Raw genomic sequence first — 13,137 nt, 5'->3', positions numbered from 1 at the left:
TCAGACGCCGGATAGATTCAAGCAAGCCAACTTGTCGTCAAAATCGGTGTTGCAAAAACGGGAGTGACCATAGATTCCGTTTTCCAGCCTTTTTCTCTGATCCAACGGTTAACAGTTTGTTTAGCCACACCGAGGCATTCAGCCAGTTCTTCGGTGGTCATTTTGTTGCGTAATCTTTTCATATTATTTGCTATCGCGAATCCCTAAGCGTTGTAACAATCCGATAATCCCTTCCCGCAGAAGCAAGGATGTAAACTGTTTTTGTTCAACTGGCGTCATCTCTTTCGCCAGTGTCACCAGCAATACTTCAAGCGGCGCATCACCAGAAAGGGCAGGCGCTTCTCCCTGACCTTCTGGACGTTCAGCATTGCGAATATATTCACGAACCTGTTCATTGACGTGAACCAGTCGGGCTTTGCCACCCTGGACGCCAGGTTTTGGTGACGTTGTCCAGCCTTCCTTGCGTACCCATTTATTAATGGTCTGGCGGCTATAGCCGGTCAGTCTGGCAAGTTCATCTGGTGTCATCCTCTCCTTGAACATAACAATTCCCTGAATGTATGTGGGTCTATTAGTAGTTCATTTTATAACACCACTTTACAGGAAACCGTGACATGAATAACTACTGAATGCGAGCGGTTTTCCAAAATTGTTCATTTGCCTGATTTTTCAGCGATTGAAACTACACGTTGCAATTTGCCGTTGACACATTCGGGCGGAATTCATATGATGCCGCCCGTCAACTCGACAAGCTTTACGTGACGGGGCTATAGCTCAGCTGGGAGAGCGCTTGCATGGCATGCAAGAGGTCAGCGGTTCGATCCCGCTTAGCTCCACCAAATTTTGCACCCAGCAAACTTGGTACGTAAACGCATCGTGGGGCTATAGCTCAGCTGGGAGAGCGCTTGCATGGCATGCAAGAGGTCAGCGGTTCGATCCCGCTTAGCTCCACCAAATTTCCAACCCTCGCTGCAAAGCGGGGGTTTTTTGTCTCTGCTTTTTGCCGCTTTTGTAATACAGTCTACGTCCGGGTTAGTGCCGCCTGGTGAAAGCATCATTGGATGAAAAATCGGCAACAGGCTGGCCCCCTGTTTGCTTCGCGATGCGAATAAACTTATTATTTGTGTGCCTGAAAACCCCGATCAGTGAGAGTAGTGTACTCATGTTTGTGGAGCATAACCTGATAAAAAATATCAAGATATTCACACTAGCGTTTACGCTCACCGTGGTACTTATTCAGCTATCCCGTTTTATTTCGCCACTTGCCATTATCCATTCCAGTTATATCTTTCTGGCGTGGATGCCACTGTGCGTAATGCTGTCAATCTTGTTTATCTTTGGCTGGCGCGGTGTCGTTCCCGTTTTATGCGGGATGTTTTGCACCAATCTGTGGAACTTTCATCTCTCTTTTTTACAGACTGCGGTCATGCTCGGTAGCCAGACGTTTGTCGTGTTGTGTGCCTGCGCAATATTACGCTGGCAGCTGGGGACGCGTTGGCGTTATGGATTGACCAGCCGATATGTCTGGCAACGTCTGTTCTGGCTTGGTTTGGTGACGCCGATCGGCATCAAATGCAGCATGTATCTTGTGGGGAGCTTCTTTGATTTCCCGCTAAAGATATCCACCTTTTTCGGCGATGCGGATGCCATTTTCACGGTCGTTGATTTGCTAAGCCTTTTCACCGCTGTGCTGATTTACAACATGCTTTTCTACTATCTCACTCGCATGATTGTAAGTCCCCACTTTGCGCAGATATTGTGGCGCAGGGATATCGCTCCGTCGTTGGGCAAAGAGAAACGCGCATTTACCTTAAGCTGGCTGGCAGCGTTAAGCGTGCTGCTACTTCTGTTGTGCACACCTTATGAAAACGACTTTATTGCCGGTTACTTGGTACCCGTTTTCTTCATCATCTTTACCCTCGGGGTCGGTAAGCTTCGCTATCCGTTTTTAAATCTCACCTGGGCTGTTTCAACGCTTTGCCTGCTGAATTACAACCAGAACTTTTTGCAAGGGGTGGAAACCGAATATTCGCTGGCATTTATTCTTGCGGTGCTGATTTCCTTTAGCGTTTGCCTGCTCTATATGGTGCGCATTTATCATCGCAGTGAATGGCTTAATCGCCGCTGGCATTTGCAGGCGCTGACAGATCCGTTAACGCTCCTACCCAACTTTCGTGCGTTGGAACAAGCGCCGGAGCAAGAGGCGGGCAAGAGTTTTTGCTGCCTGCGCATTGATAATCTTGAGTTTATGAGTCGTCATTACGGCTTAATGATGCGCGTTCACTGTATCCGCTCAATTTGCCGTACGCTGCTGCCGTTGATGCAGGAAAACGAAAAGTTGTATCAATTGCCGGGTAGTGAACTGCTGTTAGTGCTGAGCGGGCCGGAAACGGAAGGGCGACTCCAGCATATGGTTAACATCCTGAATAGTCGGCAAATTCACTGGAACAATACCGGGCTGGATATGGGCTATGGTGCTGCCTGGGGGCGTTTTGATGGAAATCAGGAAACCCTGCAACCCTTGTTGGGGCAGTTAAGCTGGCTGGCGGAGCAATCCTGCGCACATCATCATGTGCTGGCGCTGGATAGCAGAGAGGAGATGGTTTCCGGGCAGACCACTAAACAGGTGCTATTGCTGAATACCATTCGCACGGCGTTAGATCAGGGTGATTTGCTGCTCTACGCCCAGCCAATTCGCAACAAAGAGGGTGAAGGTTATGATGAGATCCTCGCGCGACTGAAATATGACGGCGGCATTATGACCCCGGATAAGTTTCTGCCCCTTATTGCTCAGTTTAACCTTAGCGCGCGTTTTGATTTGCAAGTGCTGGAATCCTTGTTGAAGTGGCTGGCAACACACCCTTGCGACAAAAAAGGACCGCGCTTTTCAGTCAATTTAATGCCGCTCACGCTGCTGCAAAAGAATATTGCCGGGCGGATTATTCGTCTGTTTAAGCGTTATCACATCTCCCCGCAGGCGGTCATTCTTGAGATCACCGAGGAGCAGGCGTTTTCTAACGCAGAAAGCAGCATGTACAACATCGAGCAGCTGCATAAGTTTGGTTTCCGGATTGCGATTGATGACTTTGGCACCGGATATGCCAACTACGAACGGTTAAAGCGTTTGCAGGCTGATATCATCAAAATTGATGGCGTCTTTGTGAAAGATATTGTCACGAACACGCTGGATGCGATGATTGTGAGATCAATTACCGATCTGGCGAAAGCGAAGTCATTGAGTGTGGTCGCGGAGTTTGTCGAGACGCAACAGCAGCAGGCGCTATTGCATAAGCTCGGGGTGCAATATCTGCAAGGGTATTTGATTGGTCGCCCGCAGCCATTAGCTGATTAACAGGCGTAAAAAAGCCGGGGAATGATCCCCGGCTTTTTTATGTATGGTTTTACAGCACCAGTGCTGCGATTGACGCAGACAGCACACTCACCAGGGTAGAGCCGTAAACCAGTTTCAGACCGAAGCGAGAAACCACGTTACCTTGCTCTTCATTCAGGCCTTTAACTGCACCTGCGATAATCCCGATTGAAGAGAAGTTAGCGAAGGAAACCAGGAACACAGAGATGATGCCTTCAGCACGCGGAGAGAGCGTGGAAGCAATTTTCTGCAGATCCATCATCGCAACGAACTCGTTGGAAACCAGTTTGGTCGCCATGATACTGCCCACTTGCAGTGCTTCACTGGAAGGAACACCCATCACCCATGCAATCGGATAGAAGATGTAGCCCAGGATGCCCTGGAAGGAGATGCTGTAGCCAAACCAGCCAGTCACAGTAGCAAACAGTGCGTTCAGTGCGGCGATCAGGGCGATAAAGCCGATCAGCATCGCGGCAACGATAATGGCAACCTTGAAACCTGCCAGAATGTATTCACCCAGCATTTCGAAGAAGCTCTGACCTTCGTGCAGGTTGGACATCTGAATGTTTTCTTCACTGGCATCAACACGGTAAGGGTTGATCAGCGACAGCACGATAAAGGTGCTGAACATGTTCAGTACCAGCGCCGCAACGACATATTTCGGCTCCAGCATGGTCATGTATGCACCAACGATGGACATAGATACGGTGGACATCGCCGTTGCTGCCATGGTGTACATACGATTGCGGGAGATTTTGCCGAGGATATCTTTATAGGCAATAAAGTTTTCAGACTGACCCAGAATCAGGGAGCTGACGGCGTTAAAGGATTCCAGTTTGCCCATGCCGTTGACTTTGGAGAGCAGGAAACCAATTGCGCGGATAATCACCGGCAACACGCGAATGTGCTGGAGAATACCGATCAGTGCAGAGATAAAGACGATTGGGCACAGCACTTTCAGGAAGAAGAATGCCAGGCCTTGATCATTCATGCTACCAAAGACGAAGTTAGTCCCTTCGTTGGCAAATCCGAGCAGTTTTTCGAACATTTCGGAGAAGCCTTTCACGAAGCCTAAACCAACGTCGGAGTTCAGGAAGAACCACGCCAGTAACACTTCGATAACAAGCAGTTGAATAACATAACGGATACGAATTTTTTTGCGGTCGCTGCTTACCAGCAGTGCGAGAATCGCAACAACGGCAAGTGCCAGTACAAAATGAAGGACGCGGTCCATATTTGCTCCAAATATGAGGCAGGTTAAATTTCCGTGCACATTCTATGTAACATGGTTAAGGAAAACGAGATCTGACACACACTATAATGACGTCCTGTGACAAGCTTCAAAAATAGTGATCTGTCATACATTTCTGCTATGTTGTGTATGGAAGCTGAAAGTTATGTAAATGTGCTAACATTAAACATAACCATAACATTCAAGTCATCAATCTTTTCGTAGTCATAATCCAGGTCTATCAGAGAAATCACCACAACCCATTTAAATGAATTTGATAATCATTCTCGTTTGGCATAGCATGAAACATAGCAAAGGCTATGTTTTAGAGGCACAAGATGACGAACTATCGCGTTGAGAGTAGCAGCGGACGGGCGGCGCGCAAGATGAGGCTCGCATTAATGGGACCTGCGTTCATTGCGGCGATTGGTTATATCGATCCCGGTAACTTTGCGACCAATATTCAGGCGGGTGCCAGCTTCGGCTATCAGCTACTGTGGGTTGTCGTTTGGGCCAACCTGATGGCGATGCTGATTCAGATCCTCTCTGCCAAACTAGGGATTGCCACCGGTAAAAATCTGGCGGAGCAGATTCGCGATCACTATCCGCGTCCCGTAGTGTGGTTCTATTGGGTTCAGGCAGAAATTATTGCGATGGCAACCGACCTGGCGGAATTTATTGGTGCGGCGATCGGTTTTAAACTCATTCTTGGTGTCTCGTTGTTGCAGGGCGCGGTGCTGACGGGGATCGCGACTTTCCTGATTTTAATGCTGCAACGTCGCGGGCAAAAACCGCTGGAAAAAGTGATTGGTGGGTTACTGTTGTTTGTTGCCGCGGCTTACATTGTCGAGTTGATTTTTTCCCAGCCTAACCTGGCGCAGCTGGGTAAAGGAATGGTGATCCCGAGTTTACCTACTTCGGAAGCGGTCTTCCTGGCAGCAGGCGTGTTAGGGGCGACGATTATGCCGCATGTGATTTATTTGCACTCTTCGCTCACTCAGCATTTACATGGCGGTTCGCGTCAACAACGTTATTCCGCCACCAAATGGGATGTGGCTATCGCCATGACGATTGCCGGTTTTGTCAATCTGGCGATGATGGCTACAGCTGCGGCGGCGTTCCACTTTTCTGGTCATACTGGTGTTGCCGATCTTGATGAGGCTTATCTGACGCTGCAACCGCTGTTAAGCCATGCTGCGGCAACGGTCTTTGGGTTAAGTCTGGTTGCTGCCGGACTGTCCTCAACGGTGGTGGGGACACTGGCGGGGCAGGTGGTGATGCAGGGATTCATTCGCTTCCATATCCCGCTGTGGGTGCGTCGTACAGTCACCATGTTGCCGTCATTTATTGTCATTCTGATGGGATTAGATCCGACACGGATTCTGGTTATGAGTCAGGTGCTGTTAAGTTTTGGTATCGCCCTGGCGCTGGTTCCACTGCTGATTTTCACCAGTGACAGCAAGTTGATGGGCGATCTGGTGAACAGCAAACGCGTAAAACAGACAGGCTGGGTGATTGTAGTGCTGGTCGTGGCGCTAAATATCTGGTTGTTGGTGGGGACGGCGCTGGGATTGTAGTTGAATGAGCGTCGCATCTGGCACTATTGGCGGATGCGGCGTAAACGCCTTATCCGCCCTACGCGTTAAAGAGCCGGTTTGTAGGCCTGATAAGACTCGCTAGCGTCGCATCAGGCATTGTGTTCCATTGGCGAATGTGTTTAATGGCGGTGTCCATGTCCGCGGCCTTTTCCGCGATGATCGTCACGATCGCGCCAGCCTTCACGATAGCCACGCTCATACGCTTTACGCTTATCCCAGCCACGATGATAGCCATTATCATGACGCCACCAGCGGTTTTTACGCCACTCATAATTGCGATGCCAGTAGTCACGGTCGCGCCAGTGACCACCGTCCCAGTAATTACCGTAATGATCGCGATCGCCAATTTGTAATTTGATTGATGGCAGTAGGGTGATTTCACCTGCGTTTGCTGCAAGCGGGGTAAATGCCATCAGGGCGGCCGCCAGAAACAGTGACCTGAACATTGTTATTCTCCTTCACGATCGAAGCCGTCAGCGGCCTGTTAACGCAATATTACGGGGAGGTAAAGCCCCGTATCATCGCCATAACTCTTAAATCATAAAGGAGAGCATTTTTTGCTAAACGTTATCGTGGGGTGGCTGTTGCTTCGGACGATTGACCATCATCATCGGCTTACCTGCTAATAACAGCCATGCCGGAAGCATGACGATACAGAGCAGCGGTAGCAATGTGGTATTGGGTACAACGACCGCCGCCATAAAAAGACTTAACCAGCCATCGCGTGTTACCACCAGCACGATGCCGAGAATAGCGCAAGAAACGGTTATTGCCGCTGGTACGGCGGGTACGTGCTCATGCAGCATCAACCCTAATGCCACGCCGACAAACACTGCCGGGAAGATTCGCCCACCGCGAAAGCCACTGGCGGCAGCAACGACCAGGGCGGCAAGTTTAATTACCGCCAGCAAAAAGTAATCGCTGGTGCTGAAAGCCTGATTTGCCACCATCTGCTGCATCTCATCCAGCCCTTTAAACAGCGAAACTGGTCCACCAATAACCCCCAGAATACCGAGAATAAATCCGCCAATACCCAGCACGAGCACCGGATTTTTCATTTGATTCATCATCGCGTGCAACCGTGGTAAGCACCATACGGCGACCATCCCTGCTGCGATGGCAATCGCCGCGACAATTGCACCGCTGAGAATATCGGTCATTTCCATCTGTCCGTAATGCGCAATGGGCAGTGAAAAATGGGGATGGAAAAATAATCCGGTAGTAAGTGCACCAGCTGCTGCCGCCATTAATGGCGCAAAAAGACGATCCCATAGCGGAACTTCACTACTGCCATTTAAGGTTTGCGAAAATATCAACGCCGCCGCAACAGGTGTACCAAACAGCGCGCCGATGGTTCCGGCAGAGGCTAAAATAGTCCACTCCATTCGGTTGACGCGCGGTAACAGACGAGCGCCAATGGCAACCGCAAGGGCGATATTGACGGTCATGATCGGATGTTCCGGCCCCAGGCTGACGCCGCCAGCAAGACCGAGAATTAATGCTACGATAAGTCCTGGTAGCGCAGAGGGCGGAACTGGTGCGCCGATCAGCGGTTCACAGGCGGGGTCTGGTCCGGCATGACCCTGGCTGAAACGGATAACCAACCCCACCGCAATACCCGTTAGCGTTAATACACCGATGATCCAGAGAGGTGAATCCTGGGCTATCCCCAGAGTTCCCGGCAGTCGTTGCCAGAGCAAATTCTGTAATGCCGAGGCGATTTTCATCACCACAATCAGAATAAGACTGGACGCAATCCCAATTGCCACGGCGGGGAGCGATAATAACAACATGGTTCTGGCTCGCGGATGGAGCATGTTCTATTCCTTATGTGGGGTCAGATACTTAGTTTGCCCAGCTTGCAAAAAGGCATCGCTGCAATTGGTGCTGAAACGATAAAGTAAATGTGTGACCCAGATCGATATTTACAGGGAGCCTGCCTTTCCGGCGTTGTTGTTATGCCCCCAGGTATTTACAGTGTGAGAAAGAATTATTTTGACTTTAGCGGAGCAGTTGAAGAATGACAAAGTATGCATTAGTCGGTGATGTGGGCGGCACCAACGCACGTCTTGCTCTGTGTGATATTGCCAGTGGTGAAATCTCGCAGGCTAAGACCTATTCAGGGCTTGATTACCCCAGCCTCGAAGCGGTCATTCGCGTTTATCTTGAAGAACATAAGGTCGAGGTGAAAGACGGCTGTATTGCCATCGCTTGCCCAATTACCGGTGACTGGGTGGCAATGACCAACCATACCTGGGCGTTCTCAATTGCCGAAATGAAAAAGAATCTCGGTTTTAGCCATCTGGAAATTATTAACGATTTTACCGCTGTATCGATGGCGATCCCGATGCTGAAAAAAGAGCATCTGATTCAGTTTGGTGGCGCAGAACCGGTAGAAGGTAAGCCTATTGCGGTTTACGGTGCCGGAACGGGGCTTGGGGTTGCGCATCTGGTCCATGTCGATAAGCGTTGGGTAAGCTTGCCGGGCGAAGGCGGTCACGTTGATTTTGCGCCGAATAGTGAAGAAGAGGCCATTATCCTCGAAATACTGCGTGCGGAAATTGGCCATGTTTCGGCGGAACGCGTGCTTTCTGGCCCTGGGCTGGTGAATTTGTATCGCGCAATTGTGAAAGCTGACAACCGCCTGCCAGAAAATCTCAAGCCAAAAGATATTACCGAACGTGCGCTGGCTGATAGCTGCACCGATTGCCGCCGCGCGTTGTCGCTGTTTTGCGTCATTATGGGCCGTTTTGGCGGCAATCTGGCGCTCAATCTCGGGACATTTGGCGGCGTGTTTATTGCGGGCGGTATCGTGCCGCGCTTCCTTGAGTTCTTCAAAGCCTCTGGTTTCCGTGCCGCATTTGAAGATAAAGGGCGCTTTAAAGAATATGTCCATGATATTCCGGTGTATCTCATCGTCCATGACAATCCGGGTCTTCTCGGTTCCGGTGCACATTTACGCCAGACCTTAGGTCACATTCTGTAAATCCTTCCTGTTATATCGGGAGGTAACTCTCCCGATAATCTTTTAAATCATACAGTTAATTCAATTTTTCTTTGTGTCCCCTCACAAGGCCGACCTGCGTCACACTTCCATACAGCGGGATTAATTCTCCAGTAAATGCATTATTTGTCTGGTAACGGCGATTTGTTTTGCACGTTCATAATTTCACTCGTCAACTATCACTGAACGAGGAATTAACGATGAGTAAGAAACTGATTGCCTTATGTGCCTGCCCGATGGGCCTGGCTCACACTTTTATGGCCGCTCAGGCGCTGGAAGAAGCGGCGGTAGAAGCCGGTTATGAAGTGAAAATTGAAACCCAGGGCGCGGACGGCATCCAGAATCGCCTGACGGCGCAGGATATCGCCGAAGCGACCATCATCATCCATTCCGTGGCAGTTACCCCGGAAGATAACGAACGTTTCGAATCACGCGACGTTTATGAAATCACTTTGCAGGACGCAATTAAAAACGCTGTAGGCATCATCAAAGAAATCGAAGAGATGATTGCCTCTGAACAACAGTAATATTCGACAGGGATAATTGTTATGGCCATTAAAAAACGCAGTGCAACCGTTGTGCCTGGCGCATCCGGTGCGGCAGCGGCAGTTAAGAATCCGCAGGCCTCTAAAAGCAGCTTCTGGGGTGAACTCCCGCAGCATGTGATGTCAGGGATTTCACGCATGGTGCCGACCTTAATTATGGGCGGTGTGATCCTCGCTTTCAGCCAGCTGATTGCTTATAGCTGGCTTAAAATTCCTGCTGAGATCGGCATCATGGATGCTCTTAATAGCGGGAAATTCTCCGGTTTCGACCTCTCCTTACTGAAATTTGCCTGGCTGTCGCAGTCCTTCGGCGGCGTGTTGTTTGGCTTTGCTATTCCGATGTTTGCCGCTTTTGTGGCGAACTCTATCGGCGGCAAACTGGCGTTCCCGGCTGGTTTTATCGGCGGCTTGATGTCTACCCAGCCGACGCAACTGCTGAACTTCGATCCCAGCACTATGCAATGGGCGACCTCTTCGCCGGTGCCGTCCACCTTCATTGGTGCGCTGATTATATCTATCGTTGCTGGTTACCTTGTGAAATGGATGAACCAGAAAATCCAGTTACCAGATTTCCTGTTAGCGTTCAAAACCACATTTTTGCTACCGATTCTTTCCGCCATTTTTGTCATGCTGGCGATGTACTATGTCATCACCCCATTTGGTGGCTGGATCAACGGCGGTATCCGTACCGTGCTGACTGCCGCAGGTGAGAAGGGCGCGCTGATGTATGCAATGGGGATTGCCGTGGCGACCGCAATCGACCTTGGTGGCCCAATCAACAAAGCGGCAGGTTTCGTTGCCTTCAGCTTTACCACCGACCACGTATTACCGGTTACCGCGCGTTCTATCGCTATCGTTATTCCGCCGATTGGTCTGGGGCTGGCGACCATTATCGACCGTCGTTTAACCGGCAAACGCCTGTTCAACGCTCAACTTTATCCGCAGGGTAAGACCGCCATGTTCCTGGCGTTTATGGGGATCAGTGAGGGTGCGATTCCGTTTGCGCTGGAAAGCCCCATCACCGCCATTCCGTCGTATATGGTCGGCGCTATTGTCGGCTCAACCGCCGCTGTCTGGCTGGGCGCAGTGCAATGGTTCCCGGAGTCCGCTATCTGGGCATGGCCGCTGGTCACTAACCTGGGCGTCTATATGGCGGGGATCGCGCTGGGGGCAGTCATAACTGCGCTGATGGTGGTGTTCCTGCGTCTGATGATGTTCCGTAAAGGCAAATTGTTAATCGATAGCCTGTAAGAAGGAAAATCCAGATGACATTACTCGCTTCGCTGCGCGACTGGCTTAAGGCGCAACAACTGGATGCAGTGCTTCTCTCCTCACGGCAGAACAAACAGCCGCATCTGGGGATCTCCACCGGATCAGGTTATGTGGTGATTAGCCGTGAAAGTGCGCACATTCTGGTGGATTCGCGCTATTACGTTGAGGTGGAAGCCCGTGCGCAAGGCTACCAGCTGCATTTGCTTGACGCAACGAACACGCTTACCACTATCGTCAATCAAATCATTGCCGATGAACAGTTGCAAACGCTCGGTTTTGAGGGCCAGCAGGTGAGTTGGGAAACCGCGCACCGCTGGCAGTCTGAACTCAATGCGAAACTGGTTAGCGCCACGCCGGATGTGCTGCGGCAAATCAAAACGCCAGAGGAGGTGGAGATAATCCGCCTCGCCTGTGGGATTGCCGATCGCGGAGCGGAGCATATTCGCCGCTTTATTCAGGCGGGGATGAGCGAGCGCGAGATAGCCGCTGAACTGGAGTGGTTTATGCGCCAGCAGGGCGCAGAAAAAGCCTCTTTTGACACCATTGTCGCCAGCGGCTGGCGCGGGGCGCTGCCGCACGGCAAAGCCAGCGACAAGATTGTTGCAGCGGGCGAGTTTGTCACTCTCGATTTTGGTGCGCTGTATCAGGGCTACTGCTCTGATATGACGCGCACCTTGCTGGTGAATGGCGAAGGGGTGAGCGCCGAATCTCACCCGCTGTTTGACGTCTATCAGATTGTCCTGCAGGCACAGCTCGCGGCAATCTCTGCAATTCGCCCCGGCGTGCGCTGCCAGCAGATTGACGACGCCGCGCGCCGGGTCATTACCGAGGCTGGATTTGGCGACTATTTCGGTCATAACACTGGTCACGCTATCGGCATTGAAGTCCATGAAGATCCGCGTTTTTCACCGCGGGACACCACGACGCTACAGCCAGGCATGTTGCTGACCGTGGAGCCGGGGATTTATTTGCCAGGGCAAGGGGGCGTGCGCATCGAAGATGTTGTGCTGGTTACCCCGCAAGGCGCAGAAGTGCTCTACGCCATGCCGAAAACAGTGTTGCTCACGGGAGAGGCATAATGGATTTATCGCTATTAAAAGCGTTGAGCGAGGCAGATGCGATCGCCTCCTCGGAACAGGAAGTGCGGCAGATCCTACTGGAAGAAGCGGATCGCCTGCAAAAAGAAGTGCGATTTGATGGTCTGGGATCGGTGCTGATCCGCCTCAATGAATCGACAGGTCCGAAGGTGATGATCTGCGCCCATATGGACGAAGTGGGATTTATGGTGCGCAGCATCTCCCGCGAAGGCGCTATTGACGTGCTGCCGGTTGGCAACGTGCGCATGGCTGCCCGCCAGCTGCAGCCGGTGCGCATCACCACCCGTGAAGAGTGCAAAATTCCAGGCCTGCTTGACGGCGACCGGCAGGGGAATGACGTCAGCGCCATGCGCGTGGACATTGGTGCGCGCTCCTATGACGAAGTGATGCAGGCGGGAATTCGTCCAGGCGATCGCGTCACCTTTGATACAACTTTTCAGGTTCTCCCTCACCAGCGGGTGATGGGGAAAGCCTTTGATGACCGCCTCGGTTGCTATCTGCTGGTGACGTTACTACGTGAGCTGCACGACGCCGAACTGCCTGCGGAGGTGTGGCTGGTGGCAAGTTCCAGCGAAGAGGTGGGATTACGCGGCGGGCAAACTGCCACCCGCGCGGTGTCGCCGGATGTCGCCATTGTGCTTGATACCGCCTGCTGGGCGAAAAACTTTGATTATAGCGCGGCTAACCATCGCCAGATTGGTAACGGGCCGATGCTGGTGTTAAGCGACAAGTCGCTGATTGCGCCGCCAAAACTTACCGCCTGGATCGAAACCGTGGCGGCAGAAATTGGCGTGCCGTTGCAGGCGGATATGTTCAGCAACGGCGGCACGGACGGCGGAGCGGTGCATTTAACCGGCACCGGCGTGCCCACGGTGGTGATGGGGCCAGCGACGCGCCACGGACATTGTGCGGCATCGATTGCCGATTGCCGCGACATTTTGCAGATGCAGCAACTTTTATCTGCCCTTATTCAACGTCTTACCCGTGAGACGGTTGTTCAACTGACGGATTTCAGATGAT

The 13,137-nt window shown here is 51.5% G+C and carries 12 protein-coding genes, 2 tRNA genes and 1 pseudogene; 10 read left to right on the top strand and 5 right to left on the bottom strand.

Annotated elements, in window-relative coordinates; translation table 11 throughout:
• Positions 1–74: 74 nt before the first annotated feature.
• Positions 75–182: pseudogene (locus tag FTE26_RS18040) on the bottom strand (YfeC-like transcriptional regulator); the annotation flags it as partial.
• 1 nt (position 183) lies between these two features.
• Entirely contained in the window at positions 184–543 is a 360-nt protein-coding gene (locus FTE26_RS18035; RefSeq protein ID WP_000472021.1) for a YfeC-like transcriptional regulator, read from the bottom strand.
• A gap of 220 nt (positions 544–763) precedes the next feature.
• Between FTE26_RS18035 and FTE26_RS18030 the strand changes: the two genes are divergently transcribed.
• The 3 genes from FTE26_RS18030 to FTE26_RS18020 all read left to right on the top strand — a co-directional run bounded on the left by FTE26_RS18030 (position 764) and on the right by FTE26_RS18020 (position 3,352).
• A tRNA-Ala gene (locus FTE26_RS18030) sits at positions 764–839 on the top strand.
• Between the two features lie 39 nt (positions 840–878).
• Positions 879–954 (top strand) — tRNA-Ala (locus tag FTE26_RS18025).
• 208 nt (positions 955–1,162) lie between these two features.
• On the top strand, positions 1,163–3,352 hold the full coding sequence (locus FTE26_RS18020) for a bifunctional diguanylate cyclase/phosphodiesterase (RefSeq protein ID WP_000497400.1): 2,190 nt from the start codon (positions 1,163–1,165) through the stop codon (positions 3,350–3,352).
• 49 nt (positions 3,353–3,401) lie between these two features.
• On the opposite strand, the gene nupC is transcribed toward FTE26_RS18020, so the two are convergent.
• Positions 3,402–4,604, bottom strand: coding sequence for a nucleoside permease NupC (gene nupC / locus FTE26_RS18015; protein ID WP_000376337.1), 1,203 nt, complete (start codon positions 4,602–4,604; stop codon positions 3,402–3,404).
• A gap of 265 nt (positions 4,605–4,869) precedes the next feature.
• On the opposite strand from nupC, the gene FTE26_RS20340 reads away from it, so the two are divergent.
• Both FTE26_RS20340 and FTE26_RS18010 read left to right on the top strand, forming a co-directional pair.
• A complete protein-coding gene (locus tag FTE26_RS20340) occupies positions 4,870–4,959 on the top strand; it encodes a protein YpeD (RefSeq protein WP_240811045.1) in 90 nt (29 codons plus the stop codon).
• Positions 4,940–6,178, top strand: a complete 1,239-nt coding sequence (locus tag FTE26_RS18010; protein WP_000186369.1) for an Nramp family divalent metal transporter — start codon at positions 4,940–4,942, stop codon at positions 6,176–6,178. The genes FTE26_RS20340 and FTE26_RS18010 overlap by 20 nt, the downstream gene beginning before the upstream one ends.
• Positions 6,179–6,318: 140 nt before the next feature.
• Here the strand turns inward: FTE26_RS18010 and ypeC are convergent, their stop codons facing one another.
• A complete protein-coding gene (gene ypeC, locus FTE26_RS18005; protein ID WP_000490072.1) occupies positions 6,319–6,645 on the bottom strand; it encodes a DUF2502 domain-containing protein YpeC in 327 nt (108 codons plus the stop codon).
• Between the two features lie 114 nt (positions 6,646–6,759).
• Entirely contained in the window at positions 6,760–8,016 is a 1,257-nt protein-coding gene (locus tag FTE26_RS18000) for an ion channel protein (protein WP_000903106.1), read from the bottom strand.
• A 203-nt stretch (positions 8,017–8,219) separates the two neighbouring features.
• On the opposite strand from FTE26_RS18000, the gene glk reads away from it, so the two are divergent.
• The 5 genes from glk (at position 8,220) to ypdE (ending at position 13,136) form a co-directional block, all read left to right on the top strand.
• Entirely contained in the window at positions 8,220–9,185 is a 966-nt protein-coding gene (glk, locus tag FTE26_RS17995; RefSeq protein WP_000170346.1) for a glucokinase, read from the top strand.
• 218 nt (positions 9,186–9,403) lie between these two features.
• Positions 9,404–9,730, top strand: coding sequence for a PTS fructose transporter subunit IIB (locus FTE26_RS17990; RefSeq protein ID WP_001296874.1), 327 nt, complete (start codon positions 9,404–9,406; stop codon positions 9,728–9,730).
• Positions 9,731–9,751: 21 nt separating this feature from the next.
• Positions 9,752–10,999 carry a PTS fructose transporter subunit IIC gene (locus tag FTE26_RS17985; protein ID WP_000985342.1) on the top strand — a complete coding sequence of 416 codons (1,248 nt, stop codon included), beginning with the start codon at positions 9,752–9,754 and terminating at the stop codon, positions 10,997–10,999.
• A gap of 14 nt (positions 11,000–11,013) precedes the next feature.
• On the top strand, positions 11,014–12,099 hold the full coding sequence (ypdF, locus tag FTE26_RS17980) for an aminopeptidase (protein WP_000173284.1): 1,086 nt from the start codon (positions 11,014–11,016) through the stop codon (positions 12,097–12,099).
• A complete protein-coding gene (gene ypdE, locus FTE26_RS17975; RefSeq protein ID WP_000366033.1) occupies positions 12,099–13,136 on the top strand; it encodes an aminopeptidase in 1,038 nt (345 codons plus the stop codon). Before ypdF ends, ypdE begins: the two co-directional genes overlap by 1 nt.
• Position 13,137 lies beyond the last annotated feature (1 nt).

Source organism: Escherichia sp. S10b (assembly GCF_028421345.1).
Taxonomy (GTDB): domain Bacteria; phylum Pseudomonadota; class Gammaproteobacteria; order Enterobacterales; family Enterobacteriaceae; genus ECMA0423.
The sequence above is the reverse complement of the archived record's forward strand: the minus strand, read 5'-3'. Positions and strand labels throughout refer to the sequence as shown.